Source organism: Nocardia sp. CS682 (assembly GCF_004634405.1).
In the GTDB taxonomy this organism is placed as follows: domain Bacteria; phylum Actinomycetota; class Actinomycetes; order Mycobacteriales; family Mycobacteriaceae; genus Nocardia; species Nocardia ninae.
Genome location: NZ_CP029710.1, coordinates 959,840 through 977,665, shown reverse-complemented (window position 1 = coordinate 977,665; position 17,826 = coordinate 959,840). Strand labels below are relative to the sequence as shown.

The window sequence follows — 17,826 nt, the reverse complement described above, 5'->3', positions numbered from 1 at the left end:
GTCGCCTGATCAGTCATGCCCAGCAGTGTCTTCCCAGGAGAGGCTCGAATTTCGATGCACCGATCATCGTTGACCCGCCGTACCCTGCTGACCCGTGGTGCGGCGATTGCCGCCGCGACATGGAGTGCCCCACTACTGCTCCCGGCGCGGGCGCGGGCCCAGTCGCGTACACACCACGACGCGATCGTGATCGGTAGCGGCTTCGGCGGGGCGATCGCGGCGTATCGGCTGGCGACGGCAGGTGTCGATGTCCGCACCCTCGAGCGCGGCCGCGCCTGGTGCCAGAGCGACGACGCGATCGTCTTCGACTCCGCCCTGGACTACCGCGACCCCCGCTGGTTGTGGGAGCCGAAGGTGACCAGAACATCCGGCCTGATGCAGCCCTACCTCGCGGGCTCGGTCGGGATCGCGACCACGGCATGTGTCGGCGGCGGGTCCATCATCTACGCGGGCGCCACGGTGCCGCCGGTCCGCCGGTATTTCGAGAAGATCTTTCCGGCGGCACTGAGTTACGACGAACTCGAAACGGTGTACTGGCCGCGGGTTCTCGCGCGTTTGGACGCGACGCACGCGCCCGCCGACCTCCTCGGCAGCGCACCCTTCGCGCACGTACGGTCGGCCGACGCGCAGCTGGCGCGTGCGGGAATGGTGACCGAGCCGGTGCGGTCCACGTTCGACTGGGACATCGTGCGACAGGTATTCGATCGCCCGGGTGGGTCGCGGACCGTCGACGCGGCGGGGTGCTCCTGGAACAGGAACTCCGCGAAGAAATCTGTGACTCGAAACTATCTTCGCTGGGCCGCAGATCGTCCCAATTGGAGTCTGCTGCCGCTGCGGGACGTGCAGAACATCGCGCACGAGAACGGTAAATTCGTCATCGATGTCGCGGTGATCGACGAGGCCGGCGGCAGCGAAACCTACACCTGTCACCATCTATTCGTCGCTGCCGGTTCCGTCGGAACCACACGTCTGCTGCTCCGGTCGCGGGCGCGCGGCGGCCTGCCCGACCTCAACGAGCACCTCGGCACGATGGTCGGCGACAACGGCGACCAAGTGACCTGGCGCGTCGCCGACGAACTTGCCGCAGCAGGCCCACAAGCGAGCGCGATCGTCACCTCGGCCATGGTCGACGACGAACCCGACCACCCGCCGATCCGAGTCGAGTCGATCGGTCTGCCCGGACCTCCCGGCGAAGCGCCGATCCTTGCCCAGTTGTCGACCACCGCGGACTGGGAGAACCGAGCCTCCTGGACCATGCAAGGCTCCGAACCGACACTGTCGTTCGCACCGGACAGTTGGCGCGATTCCCTGTCCGCCGCGCTCCGCGTGCACGAGCGGGTCGGCGCGTCCGCAAGCGCACTGTCCCGCGCCGGCGGAGCCCCTTTCGTCCCCGGAATGTCGCTCACCGCGCACCCGCTCGGCGGCGTGCCGATCGGGCGAGCAACGGATATCGACGGACGCGTGATCGGCTACCCGAACCTGTACGTCATCGACGGCTCACTGATCCCGGGCAACTGCGCAGCCGCCAATCCGTCACTCACGATCGCCGGAATCGCGGAACGAGTAATGGATCGAGTGATCGCCGACGTCGTCCGGTGAGTGCCGGGCATCGACGCGAGCCCCACGATGGTTCGCCGCCGGTCACCGCCCAGCCTCGGTGCGGATCAGGTCGTACACATACGATCGGTCGCCCTTGCGGCTCACCCACACGCCCTCGGGCGGGAGATCACCTCGCCCAGGGTCGTCCAGCGGGCGGCTGGAGACCGCACCGGACGCTGAGCACACCACCCAGCCGAAGTCCGGCAACCGTCGACACCAAATATCGAGGTCGATACGTTTGTACGACGGGAAACCATGAGCCTCGCCGTCACAGACGAACGCATAGGTCATCCCGTCGACACGCCGCACGAACTTCATATCCGGGCCCTCAAGTGACAGCCCACACGCTGGATGGAATGTTGCCTACGTAGCGGGATGTCTTCTGCCGCTGTCTCTTTCATCGTCGGTCCTCGATTGTGTATCGGAAGTGGCGGCGGACGATCGTGACGGTCGACTCCGAATCGGGTGATGAGGGCTCCGGCCGAGCGATCGGGGTGGCGGTGATGGTCAGCTGGGCTGGGTCGATCGGATGCATCTGTGCCAGCGCGATATTCAACTCGTCCCTCGCGGAAGGGCCGCCGTAGCTGCGAAGTCCGTCGCCGCCGATCAGTACGAGGCTGTGCTGGTCCGCGTCCAGTAGGCCGAAGGAGATGTCGACCGGGTCGGCGAGGGTGAAGACCTGGATTGCGCGGGGGTCGTGCAGGGCGAGGGTGGCGAACCAGTGTTCGGGCAGGGTGGGTATGGGTTCGGTGCTCGGGGTGGTTGCGAGGAGCGTGCGAAGGGTGTCCAGACGCTCGGCGGACAATCCCTCGCAGGTGGCGAATTGGGTGTCGGTGATACTGCGGTAGCTGTCCGGGCCTGCGTGCTCGCCGCGTAAGCGCAGGAACGCGCAGTGCACCGCGGAGCGGCCGACGAGTACGCCGTCGGTTTTGCTGAACCGCACCGAGAGTTCGATGCCCGGGCGCAGCCACAGCGGGGCGACCAGGGTGCCGCCTTCGCGGAGTTGGTCGAGCCAGCGTGGTGACAGGTCGAAAACGCCTACGGTGGCGATGATTCGGTCGAACGGGGCCGCGGCCCGCAGTCCGTCCCACCCGTCGCCGACGTGCACGTCGACCGGTAAGCCGAGTTCTCGCAGACGCGTCTCGGCGGCGGCGGCGAGGGACGGATCGATCTCGACGCTGTATACCCGGCCGTCGGCGCCGACGAGGTGGTGCAACAGTGCGGCGTTATAGCCACTGGCCGTGCCGATCTCGAGTATCCGATCGCCCGGTTCGGCGGCCAGTTGGTCGAGCATGGCAGCCACCATCGTCGGCTGGCTGGCGGTGCTGAGGGGGAACCCGTCGTCGCCGACGGCCAAGGTCACCGGCTTGTCCGCATAAGCGAGCTCGACGGGGATCTCTGTGGGCAGGAAATCCTCGCGCGGTACCGCGGCCAGTGCGGCGCCGATAGCGTTGGGCAGCCCGGCGACGGTCCGTTGTAACTCGGCGACCATGCCCGCACGCGCAGCCGCGGACGACATCTCTCGGTTCACGCCATAACCCCTTTCCATGCTTGCCGCAACGGTCTCAGGTGAGGTCACGGTAGCCGCCACGCCACCGTCTCACCACGCTCACGCTCCGAACCCAGCGCTTGTCTCGCAAGGGCCCCGGTCGAATATCTCACCGTACCTGCCGAAACCGTGAAATATGCTGCACTGTAGCCGTTTGCATATCCGTTCGAGGAAAGTCGCACCGGATAGCACTCAACGCAACACAGTACACAAGTTCCACTTGGAACTTTGCAAAGAACAACTCGCCGACATGAACGTTTGCCGTAGGTTATCCCTTGGTAGGCAACCACTTTCGACCATTGCCGACAAGATCTATCCCCAGTACGATGAAGCTGCCGACCAGCCTGGAGCTCCGGCACGGGGAGTAATCGAAGTATGTTCGAGCTCTGCGCTTTTGGGGATTCGCACTGCGCCGGTCGGCTCGCTCGATACCAGAAGGGAGGGTCGCAATCATGGAAAAGATGCTGTGGGAGAAGCCGCGTGTGCGGGAACTGCCGGTCGCCGAACTCGAAAGTATGGCGGAACTGGACGTTGCCTTTGCCGTGATCACGCTGTGCACGGACTTCAACTGAGGCGTGTCGCCAGGCGCGCCCTGGCGAGCTGAAATCTGTGATCGGGCCCGGCCGATTCAGGCCGGGTCCATCACGTGCCTGCACCATTCACAACCGGCGTCGGGGGATTTGTTGAGCATTTCTTCGCGCGAGAACCCAACCAAATACGTAGTGCGCTCCCCGTATGTCACGGTGTACCTGTCGGATTCCGACATGATCGCGGTGGCAGGAACCAGCGGCAGGCGACATCGGTTGAGCGAAGCGGCACGGCAGGTCCTGCTCGCGGCCAGCGTGCCCGCCACCCCGGACAAGCTGGCCGAAACGGGTGGAACAAGTCTGGACGTGGTGCTGGCGCTCGTCGCCGCGGAACTGTTGATCGACGCGGACCGGCTGCCGGATCGCTCGTGGTGGGACCCGCACGAGCTGGTGATCCAACGGATGCGCAGTGCGGGCCGCAAACGGCCGACGCTGCAGGCCGAGGAGATGCCGTCACCGCGCAAACCACTGCGGGACGAGGTTGTGACGCTGCCGAAGACCGCTCTCGACGCCGATCGCGCATTCTTCGCAGACGTGCTGTCGCGCCGTCGGTCCTGCCGCCGATTCGCCGACCAACCCCTCGACCTGGCGACGCTGGGAGCATTCCTGCACAGGTCGCTGTCGGTGCAGCACAGCGCCGAATCGTATGGCAGCGGGGTCAACTGGCGGCCGACCCCGTCCGGCGGCGGCAGGCATCCACTGGAGGTCTACCTCTGGCCGGTCCAGGTCACCGATCTCGCACCGGCCATCTATCGATATGACCCCTTCGAATCGGTGTTGTGCAGGCACAGCGACGTGGATGCATGGTTCGCCCGAATGCCCGAACTGCTTCGGCAGCAAAGCGACCTGCTCGAAGGCGATCCCGCCGTGGTGCTCCTGATGACCGCGGTGGCCGGCCGGACCATGTGGAAATACGAGAACAACGGCCTGAGTATCATTTACCAGGATCTCGGCGCGCTCTATCAGACGTGGTACCTGGTCGCGACGGCGCTCGGCTTGGGCGGTTGCGTACTCAACGGCGGCAACGAGCTCGTCAACGCGCGAATGCTCGGCTTGGACCCGCTGGTCGAGTGCCATGTCGGCGGATTCCTGCTCGGCATCCCACGCGACGACCGCTACCAGGACCCGCTGTCCGAGCTGTTGACCACCCGGGAAAAGCCGTGACCGCCCTCCGCTACCGCCGTCTCGCGGCCCGCTGGCTAGCCGGCCCACGCATCCGCGCCGTCAGCAGCCAGGAAACCCACCGAGCGCTGCGCAGGCAGTGGGACGCCGGCGCGGTTCGCGAACATCGCGACGCTCTCCTGGCCGAGGTGGTGGCTGCCGCACGGCACACGGCCTACTATCCGCGCGCCTTCGGCGACGCCGCGCTGGCCGAACTCGCCCACGCGCACGAGTTGCCCCGGCTTGCCGTGCTGCCCCGAAACACGCTGCGCGCGAACGCTGCCCACCTGGTCAATACGGCGATACCCGCGCAGGATGTCGATGTCACGTTCACCTCCGGCACCAACGGCGCGGCCAGCCATGTGGTGCGGCCCCGCGCCTCGCTGCATCGTCGCGCGATCTGTGAGCGCCGGTGGTACCACGAGCTCGGCCTGCCATGGGTATTCGAATTGACCTGCGCGACACCATGGGCGGGGCAGGGCCGCGACAACACCACGGTGCGCGATCCCCGAGTCGGCTATCGCGAAGAAGGCCTCGATGCTGTGCTCGACCGGCTCGGCAGGGGCCGTTCGGTGGGGGAGTTGCTCCTGGTGAGCCCCGACATGCTGCCGACAATGGCGCAACGCGTGACCGACTGGGGCGACATCACGGCGGTGGCCTCGTCTTTCGAAGTACTGCGGCCAGAGCGCCTGCGCGACTGGCCATCCGGGGCGCCGCCGCTGGTCGAGATGTACTGTGCCGCCGAAATCTGCGTGCCGCTGGCGTTCTCGTTCCCTGGGTGCCGAGGAATGCACGTCAACGCGGACCACCTGTATGTGGAGATCGTCGACGACGACGGGACGCCACAGGACTACCACCGGGCCGGGCATGTGGTGGTCACCGATCTGGTCAACACCGCAATGCCGTTGCTGCGCTATCTGATCGGCGACGCCGGAGTGCTGCGGCCACCGTCGGCGTGCGGTTGCGGGCGGATGCTGCCGCTGGTGGAAGTGTTCGGTCGCCTGCCGAATATCAACCACGCCATCGGCGGAGTACCGGCCGGGAACCTATTAGATGCGGTCGCGGCGGTCTCCGAGCACGGGTTCGTGCTCGAACAGCGCGACGAGACAACAACTGTGGTGCATCTGGACCCACGCGATCAGGCGGAACGTGCGGCGAAGGCGGTGCGGTCCGAACTCCCCGAGCTCGCGGTACACGCTCAATTGTTGGCAGGACCGCTCGCAAACTTGGCACGTCCGGGCGGTCGTGTACTCGCGGCAACACCGCGACATCCCTACCGCGTCGACGCGACGGCGTCGATACCGCCCCGCATCCACGCCTTGCGTGAACCACCCGAATCGACCGGCGCGGTGGCCCGTTCCCCGCGCAGCATTGCCCGGCGACTGCTGCGCGACCGTTATCAAGCCACGGGGACCACCACCGACATCCCGATCCTGGATGCTTCCCGCAGCATGTATCCGCTGTTCGACACCGCCACCCGAGTCACCGTCGCCTGGGGCAAGCTGGACCCGGCGACCGCGATCGGCACCATCGCGCTAGTGGAGCTCCCGCAGGACATTCTTGCCGCGCACCGGGTCGCCGACTGGCGTATCCGAGATGGCACCCCGGAAATATTGCAGTGCGCGGACAATTACGACCGGCACAACCCCTTCTCCGCGTTCTGGGTGCCGCTGGATTCCGTACTCGGCACCGTGACCGCGGCAACGACTACGTACCGCGCCGGCCCGACCACCGTGTCCCTCACCGGCGGCCTCACCCAACGGACCGGTCGAATCGTCGCTGCGGCAGACCGCTGGCTGATCTCGTCCCAGCAACGGCGTAGGCCGCTGCCTGTAGTACTCGCCGCCACGATCGCCCAGCGACTCGTTTTCCGCGCTACAAACGCTCTACTTCGGTTGCGCGGCAAGGTATCTCATCGACTCCGAAAGTGAGATCACGACCATGACGACAAGCACCCGATACCTGCCTGACCCGACGATCACAGCCCAGGACCTGGGCGACCGCATCCTGCTCGCCCCGCTCAACGGCGCCTACCTGGTGCTGGAGGGAAGCGCCGCCACCCTCTGGCGACTGCTCGACCAACCCCGTTCGGCAACGGAATTGGCCGACGAATGTGCTCGGCGATACTCCGGAGTTCCCGACCGCATCCGCACCGACATCGCCGACACCTTGCAGGAGTGGACCGAGCGCGGCCTGCTGCGCCCTGACACCTCGAATCCGCAATCAGTCGAGACGCCGAGGGAGACCGCGTGAGTGAGCGCCGGCGCGCCGAGGAACTCCTGCGCCTGCGCGTCTTCGGCAGCCCAGACCAGTTGGCCAGGGTCGAGCCGGCACTGAATGCCGCCTTCACCCAGTGGAGCTCGATCTGGCAACCACCCTCCGAGATCGATATCCGGTACTTCCACAGTCGCCCCGAACTGCACGGCCATGTCCTCCTACTCGGCCAGTCCGACCTCGGGCCGAACCAACCACCCATGCAAGTCGCAGGCTGCGCGGTCGATCCCGACGCCGCCGCCACCTCATGCGTCGGCGAACTGGTCGAACGCCATCTCGGCCGAGCATGGATCAATCCCGCCCCCAAGCACGCAACAGCCGCGAGCTTCGCACCGGAGGATGCGTTTCCGGTCGCCGATTACCTTGGCGCACCGGTCTTTCCGGATCGCTGGCCATATCCACGCTTCACCGCCGACCGACCCCTGACCTGGACGCAGGCACGCTGTTACCCGGACGGTGACCCGATCTGGGTGCCCGAGTCACTGGTCGGCCTCGGCGCGCCCGCCCCGGCGGAACGCCTCGGCGAGGTCACCACCGTCGGACTCGCGGCCGGGTCGAGCTACCGGCAGGCCGCCGTCCACGCCCTCTCCGAAATGCTGGAGCGGGCAACCGTCATGGATTATTGGCAGACCCACCGTCCGTTCGAATTACTCACCGGCGCTGCAATAGTCGACCGCACCGACTTCCTGGCCACCGACAAAATGCTGGGCTGGCACACGCAGCTGCTGCAAGCGCGGTCGGCCGCAGGCACCGGCGTGGTCATCGCGCTGACCCGGCACACCGAGATCCCCGCCTTCGGAATCGGATTGAGCGCGCATCCCGACCCTGCCGAACGCCTGCGGCACGCCCTCGCCGAAGCCCTCCAGGTCCGGCTCCTCGCCAGCCTCCAGCAGGGCCACACCACCGACACGCTGACCAGCTTCCAAGACCATCTCACCTACTACTGTCACCCGCGACGCTTCGCCGAACTCGACACCCTGGTCGGTCCGCCCACCGACGAAGTGATCGAGCAGCCCACCGAGGACGACGCCCAACTGGCAGGACGGCTCACCGACGCCGGATCCCGAGTGGTAGCAATGGAACTCGCTGGCGAAACAGCCGACGGACCGGCCGTCGTTCGCGTACGGGCCACCCGACTCCCGCACATGGAAGTCCGGGAGAGCTGCGCCTGCCTGCCCGCACCGGCCCTGACCACGGCCGCGGCACCAGGCCCCTACCGACCCCACCCTTACCCGTGAACATCTGGCGTCCATACCTTCGAGCGCTCCCGACCGACCGGGCCGGTAGCGTGCACGCGTGACCTCACCGATCTCGGCGACCCCCATCGTCGCGATAGCGAGCGGAAAAGGCGGTGTCGGTAAATCCAGCGTCGCATTGACCTTGGCACGGGCCCTCACCGACGGTGGTGTCCGCGTCGGCCTGGTCGACGCCGACCTCTCCGGCCCCGACATTCCCCGGATGGTCGGCTTACGCCGCGATGTCCCGACCGCATCGCTGCGCGTCGCCGACTTCGGCCCGCACCGCACCGATCTCGAAGCGATCGAGGTCGACGGGATCGAGATCGTCTCCGCCGGATTCATGATGGCGGGCACGCAAGCCTTCACCGCGGGCGAGGGCATCGCCGACATGCTGCTCGCCCGGCTGATCACCCGTACTCGCTGGAACCGCCGCGAGATTCTGATCGTCGATCTGCCACCCGGAACCACCGGCGTCGGACACGCCCTGCGGATCGCCGGGCGCCTCGCTGTCATCCTTGTCGTCACACCCGCCGAGGTGTCGCACCTCGACAGCCATCGACTCACCACCGTGCTGAACCATTTGAAAGTGCCGGTGCTCGGTGGTGTCGAGAATATGGCGTACCTCAGCTGTCCCGACTGCACGCACCAGATCGAGCTGCATCCGCCGACACCGGCCGATCGCACCATCTGGCACCGCGGCATCAGCAAGCTCGCCAGTCTGCCTTACCGGCCGGGCAGCCTACCGACCATCGCGGACCTCGCACCGGTCACCACCGCCGTTCGCGACTACCTCGCTCGCGACAACTGATCGACAGTCCCCGTTGGCATTTCAGCGCGGGCGGTAACCTTGCCATGATCTGGACGGCGTTCGTTCACCGGCTGGATCCCGGGCGGCACCGAGATGTTCGCTGTCTCGGCGGGCGGCCGAGTTCGCCGAGGCCGCTGACTCAGTGCCCCGCAGCGGTGAGCTGATAATCCGCCTCGAGCAACATCCACCCGCTCAGCTGTACCGAGAGGTCACGGCTGAAGTTCGCCGACGAAGCGGCGGATGAAGGCATCAGCTGGGGAAAGACTCCCGAATGCTCGGGCACCGTGACCGGTCGGCCCCAGTCCACACCGAACAGCGGTAGCCCGTCCACCTCGGCGCGGTGTTCCCAGGCCGCTCGTGCGGAGGTGTGCACGATCTTCGCGGCCGTGCTATCGCCCAGTGCCAGTGCGGCTTCCGCGAGAAATCTGGCGAGGATGCCCATGAACAACCCGGAGTCGTCCCCGCCCGCCGGGGCGATGACCCCGGCGTGGGTGAGCCCGGTCTCGGCGGCGGCAACAAGGGCAGCCGCGCGCTCGCGATGCTCCGATTCCCGGGTGCGCACTGCCAGTTCGGTTTCCAGCCCGATGGCCACGCCCTGGTTGTAGGTGAGGACCGTGCGCTCTACCCGTCCGCCGGGCTCGTGGACGCCGTCGAGGATCAGGCCGGTGTCGGTGTCGAGCAGCCGGGTGTGCAGGAAGCCGGCCAGTTGCCGGGCCCGCGACAGTTCACCCAACCGGGCCATCGCGAGGCCGGTCGGACCGATCGCGGGAGTGTTGTAGTACTTGTCGCCGGACCGCCAGGGCACCGCGCCGACATCCGGGTTCCAGCCGTCGATCAACTCGGCGGTCAAGTCGCCGACCGCGTCGCCGAACCGGACGCCGAGCAATCGGTCCGCGCGTTCGAGGGCCAGCACCAGCCACGCCATATCGTCGTAGTACCGGTTGGTCCAGCCGGTGAGGTTGCGGGTACGGATTCCGCGGGCAAGAGCAACGACTCGGGCGACGCGTTCGGGGGTGCGTGCGCGGTACGCGGCGTCCACCGCGCAGTCGACCAGGTGGGCCTGCCACCAGTAACACCACTTCACGAACGACTCGTCCAGCAGCGACGACGGCCAGACGAGCGCGCCGAGCCGCACCTGTGGCTGGCCCCACACCGTGCGCACGTGCCGTTGCACCAGCGCCTGCTCCGCCAGGTCCGCCCGCTTCGCGGGGTCCTCGGGCCCGGCGGAACTCGCCCGCGTGATCGTCACCGCCGCCGTCGGTTGCGCCATGGGGGTGAGCGCGATCGAGGCGCCGGCCGCCATCAGCACTCGGCGTCGGCTGATCCCCGTGTTCCGGCGATCCATTCGCGCGGACTCCCTCTTGTGAAAACGAGCAGTTTGAGCCGAAACCGTGCAGTTAGATGCTATCTCGGAACTATCGGTACGGCGCGGCGTCGACCACTCGCCGGTGGACTAACGGCGCAGCGTGGCGATGATCTGCCGGGCCTGGTCCTGTGCGCCGAGCTCGTTCGGGTGAATGGGGGCGGCCAAATCGGTGGGGACGGGCCCTTCGAGCCATTTCGTGCCCGGCGCCTGGCAGATGTCGTGGCCGATGCTGCTGGTGTAGGTGTCCACATAGGTGGCGCCGTGCCTGGTTGCCTGCTCGCGGAGGACTTGGTTGAGCAGCTTCGTCTTCTCCCGCAGGAATGGCACGTCGCCGTCGGAGATCGGGACGATCGGCCAGCAGCCGTTGCCGGTTTCGGGCAGCTGCACCGGATAGCCGATCAGCAGCACCTCGGCCTTCGGCGAGCGCCGGTGGACGCCGTCCAGTACCGCGCCGACTTTGGGGCCGACCGCGCGGATCTGCTCGGCCAGCGTGTCGACGCCGTTTCTGGTGTAGAAGTCTTTGCACGGGGAGCCGTGCGGCACCGATGCGCCCCGCACCGCACAGTTGAAGACGGCCTCGAACGCAGGCACATCGTTACCGCCGATGCCGACGGTGACCAGCGCGGTGTCCCGCTTCAGCGCCTCGAATTGCGGCGGATTGCCGGTGGGCGATTGGGTGTCGGTCATGGCCTTGGTCGTCGCGCCGATGCAGCTGACATCGGTGAAGGATCCGGGCTTGATCGTGGCGGCGACCAGGCGGGGATAGTTACGGTCGGCTCGGCCACAGCGGGGCTCGACCACGGGTAAGAACGCGCCCGCGGTGTAGGAATCACCGAGCGCGACGTAGGACGGGTACGCGGGCGGAGGTGCCGCCGAGGCGACCGGCGCGGCGACGGTGCCCGCGACGAGGGTGGTCAGGATGGCCGTGAAAATCGGTCGCTTGTACATCGGAATTCTCCTGTGCATTTCGGTGCGAAGTGTTGTCGGCCCGTGCGATCGGCCGGACTGGGACACTCATTCAATGGTGTCCCATGTCACACTAGGATCGATGACGTCTCGACCGCCAGAGTCCCCAATTCCCCAGTTGACCTCGGTCGATGCGGTGTTGCGAGCCGCCGTGGAAATGTTCCTGCGAGACGGGTGGATCGACGCCAGGGCGCTGGCCGCCGCGGCCGGAATCGGGCGGTCCACGTTGTATCGGCGCTACGGCGACCGCACTCGCATACTCGGCGAAGTCATCTGGGTGATCGCTACCGCGGGATTCGAGGACATCCGGCGGGAGTGCGGTGGGCAAGGTGCGGCCGGAGTCGCCGAGATAGTCCGGCGCAGTCTGCATTTGGCCGCAGGCTATCCGGCGATGCGGACATTCGTCGCGCAGCACACCGACACCGCATTGAAGGTCTTGACCTCCCGCGACGGTGTCATCCAACGACGGTTCGTGGCCTCCATCGCGCAAGTCATCCGCGAGGACGTCGGCGAGCCCGACGACATCGACGCCCACACCCTCGCCTACGCCATCGTGCGGATCGGCGAGTCCTTCTACTTCCGTGAACTGATCACCGGCGAACCCGACGACATCGATGCCGCGGCGGCGGTGATTCGGCGACTTCTCGAATAGGTGGGTTAACGGGATGCGTTGTCGCGCTGCCGGATCCATCGAGCGGGATGGGCGGACTCGACTCGGGGAGTCCGGCAGCGATGAGTTTCGCCGAGGTATCCGGTCTGTATTGGTATATCCGACCAATCGCGCTCGAGGAGAACCACATGGCCGCCACCTACACTTTCGACGTTTTCACCAGCCTCGACGGCTTCGGCTCTTGCGGCGCTGACGGCGACTGGGGCGGCTACTGGGGCAAGCAAGGTCCTGAGCTGCTCGAACATCGCCTTGCGGTGTATGGCGCGGAGCAGCGAATGGTGTTCGGTGCCAACACCTATCGGCAATTCGTGGAAATGCTGGCCACGAGTTCGGCGGACTCCGAAGTGTTCGACCCATGGGTCACTCGGATGTGGAACCTGCCGGCCACGGTGGTATCGCGCACGCTGGAAGGACCGCTGGACCGGCCGGACACGACGGTGATCAGTGATGATGCGGTCGACGTTGTCGCCCGGCTCAAGGAGGAATCCACGGTGCCGTTGCGCTCGCACGGCAGCCTGTCGATGAACCGGGCGCTGATGGCCGCCGGCCTGGTCGACCGTGTGCACGTGACGGTCTTTCCGGTGATCACCGGTCGGACGGGAACGGACCCGATTTTCCAGGGCGCGGCCGACTTCGATCTGGAGTTGCTCGAGAGTCGAACGCTCGACGGGCGCACTCAAGAGCTTATCTACCGGCCCACGTTGCATATCTGAGTCGATATATCGGACTGAGGATTACGTCAATGCCGTCAGTGACTACGGAGAATTGTTGCTGATCGGCGTCGTTGCGAATCGGCAACGGAAACAACGAAATCGCTGGGGCGTCGCTATCGGTCGAATTATGGCCGCGTCCCGGGGAAGCCGTCATGCCCAAGGTTGTGGGGGATTGCGAACCGGGTTGCTCTGCGGGCAGCTGGGGTGTGAACGAATCCTGTTGGGGCGCAGCGAAACTTACGGCAGCGTCGGGTGCGCCGAGTGTTGACGTTGCGACAACTCGTGCGGTCCGCACTGTAGGGGTGTTGCTCGCGACTGTTCTGTTGTAGCCCCAAAGATGTTGGACAGCAAAGGAATCAGTCCATCGTAGGTGTCGTGTGTGGAGCGGATGCCCCTGTGCAAGGTGGCTTGCGCAGGTCTAACACCCTTGTTGGGCATAGTGGTTGACAAGCGCGGCTCGGCCTGGCAACTTGGCGTGCGCCGGTCGTTTGTATCGCCTGAGCGACCATCGGCTCGGGGAGGACAAGCTGTGGAACTCGGAAGTCTCCGTCATTATCCAGCCGTCGCCGAACATCCTAACGTCGGCATGGCTGATAAATGCCTGTCCCATCGTGCACATAAAAGGGGTATCGGCCGCGCAATGCGGTCGAACTTTTTTCAGTTGGAAACGATCAGAGTGATGAATGTGCCGACCCGGCCGTCTCGTCCGGCCACGGGTGGTCCATGACCGTCACCACGGCTTCGGCAACTTTCGGCAGCACACGCGACGGCCCGCCCGGCATCGTCATCGCTCAGGGGGCCGCTGCTGTGGCCGCAACTATGGATCCGCAGGGGGATTCTCAATGAGCAACGAAATGAATGCTGGTTCGTCCACAGACAGAACCCGTTCGGTGCTGGACACAATCCAGGGACTGCCGCACTGCTCGAACATCGTCGACCTCCCGATCTCCGCGGTGTTACCGGCGGAAGCGCCGCCGCGAACAGCGGGAGTGAACACCGGCCACATACGCATACTTGCCGACTCGGCGACCGCACTGCCACCGATCGTCGTGCATCGAGCAACGATGCAGGTCGTCGACGGCTGGCATCGGCTGCGCGCGGCCGAGCTGCGCGGCGACACGAGCATCGCGGCGGTGCTCTTCGACGGCGGCCTCGCCGAAGCGTTCGTGCTGGCGGTGAAACTCAATGCGGCACACGGCTTGCCGTTGTCGCTGGCCGATCGGAAGGCGGCCGCGCTGCGCATCCTGCAGTCGTATCCGGACTGGTCCGACCGGTCGATCGGCGTCATCACCGGGATCTCGCACAAAACCGTCGGCGCGATCCGTACTCGGTCGACTGGGAAATCTACCCAGTCGACCGGCCGGATTGCGCGCAACGGTGTGCTGCACCGGTCGGCCGGGCGGCAGGGGCGCCAGCGAGCCGCCGAACTGTTCGCGCTCGACCCGACCGCATCGACGCGGAAGGTGGCCTCGGCGGCGGGCATCTCGGTGACCACCGCCAAGGATGTTCGAAAACGGTTGCGGGATGGGACGCAGTTGGTTTCCGCCTGCGAATCTTCCGGTGTGACGGCCGCACCCGTGCCGGTGCCCACACCCGCGCCCGCACCGGTGCGTGCGCGTCGCGGGAACGTTCGGGCGGCCCCGTCGCAGCCGGTCAGCACCGCTGACGCGCTTCAGCGACTGCGCAAAGACCCCTCCATACGGTTCAGTGAATCAGGGCGAAAGCTGTTGCGCCGGTTGGAGACTCCGTTCGACGACGGCGTCGACTGGAAATCTGTGGTCGGCAGCCTCCCGAACCACTGCACCCGAACCATCGCCGAGCTCGCCCGGCAACGCTCCAGGGAGTGGCAACGGTTGGCGCACCTGCTCGACGAACGGTCGGCCGGCTGAAGTCGACCCGTCCGTTCTGTTGCCACCGCTCGGCTCGTCGATGAGAATTAATGACAGCGGCCATTGGGGGACTGATCGTGCTGGGACCCTCGGATTATTTTCCCGTTCATGTGGCGATGAACAGCGTGCGGCATGCAATGGCGGCAGATATTTCGATGGCTGCCGAATTACCAATCAGATCAGGGGGGCTCATGCCTGTCCAACCACAACCCATTCGAAGATGGGATCTGATAGCCGGTCGGTCTGAGGTGGCCCGTTCGGAAATACTCGGAGCGGTCGCTCGATGAAGTACACGCGCTATTGTCGTTCGTTTCTTTCCACGCCCGCGTTGGCCGAGGGGCGCTACTCTTCGGGGCACCAGGCGGGCGCCGATATGTGCGTCGTCGACCTGGAAGACTCTGTCCCACCGTGGGATAAAGAGCAGGCGCGGCACCAAGCGGAGAAGTTCTTCGCCGCTCCTACCGCGTCGGCCACCCGGTGCGGGGTGCGCATCAATGCGGTGACCGAACCGGATGGCCTGCGGGACCTGCTTGCCATTCAGGAGTATGTCGTCAAGCCGGCCGTGGTGGTCATCCCCAAGGTCGAGTCGGCCCGTGATGTCGAGATCGTGGCGAAGGTGCTCGGTCCGGTATGCCCTGACCTCGAACTGTTCGCAGTGGTGGAGACGCCACGCGGCCTCGAGAACGTCGCCTCGATCGCGGCCGGGTCGCGCCGGCTACGGGCGCTGATCTTCGGCGCCGCCGACTACTCGTTCGAAGTCGGCGCGCGCCTGTCCTGGGATTACCTGGTGCATGCCCGCGGCTGCGTGGTGAACGCGGCCCGCGCGGCGGAGATCGAAGTTGTCGACGCTCCGGTGTTCGATATCAACGACATCGGTGGTCTGCGCGAGGAGAGCGCGCGGGCTCAAGCCCTTGGATTCAGCGGCAAGATCGCGATACATCCGCGGCAGATACCGGTTATCAATGAGGTTTTCTCGCCTGACGCAGGCACGTTGGAAAAAGCGAAGCGGATCGTCAGCGCGGGCCTGTCGACCAATCGTCGGATCGCCGTCGTCGACGGCGTGATGATGGGGCTGCCGTTCTTCGAAGCGTCGCGGCGCCTGGTCGAGGACTTTGGAAACGCCGATGAGTCGTCGGTGTCGGCAACTTTTGAGGAGCGATAAATGAGCACTGGTGTCCATGTCGAGCCGAATGTCCTGGGTCCTCGGCGTTATCGAAACAGCGAGAAGATGCTGCAACAGTCCGATCCGGCGTGGCGAGCGGCGGCCGAGGCCGGGCTGATCAGCGTGCACGTCGACGCCGAGTCGAACAACCGCCTCGTCGTGCAGGAGACCGGGCACGAGTTCGTGAGTATGTGCTCGAGCGCGTACCTCGGCCTGAACTTTCACCCGAAAGTTATTCAAGGAGCCATCGATTCGCTCGAGGTGGCCAAGGCCACCGGGTTGATGGTGTCGAACGCGCGGATCCGGCACAACCTGCTGGCTCGGCTCGAAGCAGACCTCGGCGAGTTGTTCGGCGCCGACATATTGACCGGAGTCTCCTGCAGCGTCCTGTCCTTCGGCATTCTGCCGTTGCTGGCCTCGGGGCACCTGACGGGGGACGGCCCCCGGGTGATGGTGTTCGACCGCCACAGCCACTTCTCCATGGCCTATGTGAAGCCGATCTGCGCCGACGAGAGTCTGGTGCTGACCAGTCCGCACAACGACCTGGACTACTTGGAGGACATCTGCCGCAAATATCCGCGGGTCGCCTATATCGCCGACGGGGCCTACTCGATGGGTGGTGCGGCCGCATTGGAAGGGCTGGTCGAACTTCAGGACAAATACGGGCTGTTTCTCTACCTGGACGACGCGCATTCGCTGTCTATCGTCGGCAAGCGCGGTGAGGGATTCGCCCGGTCGCGCCTGGAGATGAACCCCCTGACGCTCATCGTGTCGACGCTGCACAAGGCGTTCGGCACGGCAGGCGGGGTCGCGATGCTCGGCCGCCCCGAGTGGTTCGGGTTCTTGCAGCGGCACGCGGGTCCGGTGGGCTGGTCGCAGAATATGGAGATACCGATCGTGGGCGCCTCGCTGGCGAGTGCCGCGCTGCATCGCACACCCGAGCTCGGTGAACTGCAACGTACGCTGCAGAGCAACATCGACTACTTCGACGAACTGCTGCCCACCACGTTCGCGGGTAACGGCCTGCCGATCCGCGTGGTCCGGGTCGGTGAGGCAGACAGAGCGGTCGAACTGTCGAAAGAGCTGTACCGGCGCGGCTACTACAGTTCCGCGGTGTTCTTCCCGATCGTCCCGAAGGGCGAGGCCGGCCTGCGCGTGATGATCCGCGCGGACATCAGCCGGGAACAGATCGCCGACTTCGTCAGCCACGTCAAAGAATTGACCGGAACGCCGTGACGGCTCGACAGCCTGGAGGCACCATGGACAAACTCGGATTCAGCGGATACCGGCAGGTCGGTGCCCAGCGTTACCGGGAGACACTCGGGTTCCGTTACGAGCAGTTCACCGTGGGGGATGTGTTCGAGCATCGGCCGGGTCGCACCGTCACCGAGATGGACAACGTCCTGATGAGCATGCTCAGCATGAACACCTCGCCGCTGCACATCGACGCGGCCTATTGTGAACACACGCGATGGGGTCGGCCGTTGGTGTCCAGCCTCGTGACGCTCAGCATCGTGGGTGGCATGGCAGCCCGCAGTACCAGCGGACAAGCTATCGCCAACCTCGGCTGGGACAACATCCGGTTGACCGAGCCCGTGTTCGCGGGCGACACGCTGTACGCCGACAGTGAGATCACCGGAAAACGATTGTCCAACAGTCGACCCGGCGACGGTATCGTCACCTGCCGCACCAGGGGGGTGAAGTCGACCGGCGAGGTGGTGCTCACGTTCGAACGTAGTTTCCTGGTGCCGACCCAGGCCACCGGGATCGACGAAAAGACAGGGTACTGAGAACCATTCGACATTTCGCGTGGCCGCTGTCTGTCAGCGGCCACGCGAAATGTC

General features: G+C 65.7%; 16 protein-coding genes. 12 read left to right on the top strand and 4 right to left on the bottom strand.

Annotation, left to right across the window (positions count from 1 at the left end):
* Positions 1–69: 69 nt before the first annotated feature.
* Positions 70–1,599 (top strand): GMC oxidoreductase, encoded by a 1,530-nt coding sequence (locus DMB37_RS04050; RefSeq protein ID WP_167768728.1) that lies wholly within the window; start codon positions 70–72, stop codon positions 1,597–1,599.
* 42 nt (positions 1,600–1,641) lie between these two features.
* Here DMB37_RS04050 and DMB37_RS04045 read toward each other — a convergent pair whose 3' ends face one another.
* Together DMB37_RS04045 and DMB37_RS04040 are read right to left on the bottom strand one after the other, a co-directional pair.
* A complete protein-coding gene (locus tag DMB37_RS04045) occupies positions 1,642–1,917 on the bottom strand; it encodes a hypothetical protein (protein ID WP_135231525.1) in 276 nt (91 codons plus the stop codon).
* 79 nt (positions 1,918–1,996) lie between these two features.
* Positions 1,997–3,130: a protein-L-isoaspartate O-methyltransferase gene (locus DMB37_RS04040; protein WP_167768727.1), complete on the bottom strand. Its 1,134-nt coding sequence runs from the start codon at positions 3,128–3,130 to the stop codon at positions 1,997–1,999.
* Between the two features lie 701 nt (positions 3,131–3,831).
* Here DMB37_RS04040 and DMB37_RS04035 point away from each other — a divergent pair.
* The 5 genes from DMB37_RS04035 to DMB37_RS04015 are packed head-to-tail and all read left to right on the top strand — an operon-like array spanning position 3,832 to position 9,216.
* Complete coding sequence (locus DMB37_RS04035) at positions 3,832–4,899, top strand: SagB family peptide dehydrogenase (protein ID WP_135231523.1); 1,068 nt, start codon at positions 3,832–3,834, stop codon at positions 4,897–4,899.
* Complete coding sequence (locus DMB37_RS04030; protein ID WP_135231522.1) at positions 4,896–6,827, top strand: hypothetical protein; 1,932 nt, start codon at positions 4,896–4,898, stop codon at positions 6,825–6,827. The genes DMB37_RS04035 and DMB37_RS04030 overlap by 4 nt, the downstream gene beginning before the upstream one ends.
* A 10-nt stretch (positions 6,828–6,837) precedes the next feature.
* Positions 6,838–7,149 (top strand): PqqD family protein, encoded by a 312-nt coding sequence (locus DMB37_RS04025; protein ID WP_135231521.1) that lies wholly within the window; start codon positions 6,838–6,840, stop codon positions 7,147–7,149.
* The gene (locus DMB37_RS04020) at positions 7,146–8,408 is read left to right on the top strand and encodes a YcaO-like family protein (protein ID WP_135231520.1); all 1,263 of its coding nucleotides are present in this window, start codon (positions 7,146–7,148) and stop codon (positions 8,406–8,408) included. Before DMB37_RS04025 ends, DMB37_RS04020 begins: the two co-directional genes overlap by 4 nt.
* Before the next feature lie 58 nt (positions 8,409–8,466).
* Positions 8,467–9,216, top strand: coding sequence for a P-loop NTPase (locus DMB37_RS04015; protein WP_135231519.1), 750 nt, complete (start codon positions 8,467–8,469; stop codon positions 9,214–9,216).
* Between the two features lie 139 nt (positions 9,217–9,355).
* Here DMB37_RS04015 and DMB37_RS04010 read toward each other — a convergent pair whose 3' ends face one another.
* A complete protein-coding gene (locus DMB37_RS04010) occupies positions 9,356–10,561 on the bottom strand; it encodes a glycoside hydrolase family 76 protein (RefSeq protein ID WP_135231518.1) in 1,206 nt (401 codons plus the stop codon).
* A 108-nt stretch (positions 10,562–10,669) separates the two neighbouring features.
* Complete coding sequence (locus DMB37_RS04005; RefSeq protein WP_135231517.1) at positions 10,670–11,530, bottom strand: SGNH/GDSL hydrolase family protein; 861 nt, start codon at positions 11,528–11,530, stop codon at positions 10,670–10,672.
* A gap of 136 nt (positions 11,531–11,666) precedes the next feature.
* Between DMB37_RS04005 and DMB37_RS04000 the strand changes: the two genes are divergently transcribed.
* From DMB37_RS04000 to DMB37_RS03975, 6 genes are all read left to right on the top strand, one after another.
* Positions 11,667–12,200, top strand: coding sequence for a QsdR family transcriptional regulator (locus DMB37_RS04000; RefSeq protein ID WP_135231516.1), 534 nt, complete (start codon positions 11,667–11,669; stop codon positions 12,198–12,200).
* Between the two features lie 146 nt (positions 12,201–12,346).
* Positions 12,347–12,931, top strand: a complete 585-nt coding sequence (locus DMB37_RS03995) for a dihydrofolate reductase family protein (RefSeq protein WP_135237329.1) — start codon at positions 12,347–12,349, stop codon at positions 12,929–12,931.
* An 890-nt stretch (positions 12,932–13,821) separates the two neighbouring features.
* Entirely contained in the window at positions 13,822–14,820 is a 999-nt protein-coding gene (locus DMB37_RS03990) for a ParB/RepB/Spo0J family partition protein (RefSeq protein ID WP_167768726.1), read from the top strand.
* A gap of 283 nt (positions 14,821–15,103) precedes the next feature.
* Positions 15,104–15,982, top strand: coding sequence for a CoA ester lyase (locus DMB37_RS03985; RefSeq protein WP_135231514.1), 879 nt, complete (start codon positions 15,104–15,106; stop codon positions 15,980–15,982).
* Positions 15,983–17,218, top strand: a complete 1,236-nt coding sequence (locus DMB37_RS03980) for an aminotransferase class I/II-fold pyridoxal phosphate-dependent enzyme (protein WP_135231513.1) — start codon at positions 15,983–15,985, stop codon at positions 17,216–17,218.
* A 23-nt stretch (positions 17,219–17,241) separates the two neighbouring features.
* Entirely contained in the window at positions 17,242–17,772 is a 531-nt protein-coding gene (locus tag DMB37_RS03975; RefSeq protein ID WP_135231512.1) for a MaoC family dehydratase, read from the top strand.
* Positions 17,773–17,826 lie beyond the last annotated feature (54 nt).

Bases quoted from the DNA above. Each gene is read 5' to 3' on its own strand.
- DMB37_RS04045 (WP_135231525.1), bottom strand. From the start codon at position 1,917: ATGAAGTTCGTGCGGCGTGTCGACGGGATGACCTATGCGTTCGTCTGT.
- DMB37_RS04025 (WP_135231521.1), top strand. From the start codon at position 6,838: ATGACGACAAGCACCCGATACCTGCCTGACCCGACGATCACAGCCCAG.
- DMB37_RS04010 (WP_135231518.1), bottom strand. From the start codon at position 10,561: ATGGATCGCCGGAACACGGGGATCAGCCGACGCCGAGTGCTGATGGCG.
- DMB37_RS04005 (WP_135231517.1), bottom strand. From the start codon at position 11,530: ATGTACAAGCGACCGATTTTCACGGCCATCCTGACCACCCTCGTCGCG.
- DMB37_RS03995 (WP_135237329.1), top strand. From the start codon at position 12,347: ATGGCCGCCACCTACACTTTCGACGTTTTCACCAGCCTCGACGGCTTC.
- DMB37_RS03985 (WP_135231514.1), top strand. From the start codon at position 15,104: ATGAAGTACACGCGCTATTGTCGTTCGTTTCTTTCCACGCCCGCGTTG.
- DMB37_RS03980 (WP_135231513.1), top strand. From the start codon at position 15,983: ATGAGCACTGGTGTCCATGTCGAGCCGAATGTCCTGGGTCCTCGGCGT.
- DMB37_RS03975 (WP_135231512.1), top strand. From the start codon at position 17,242: ATGGACAAACTCGGATTCAGCGGATACCGGCAGGTCGGTGCCCAGCGT.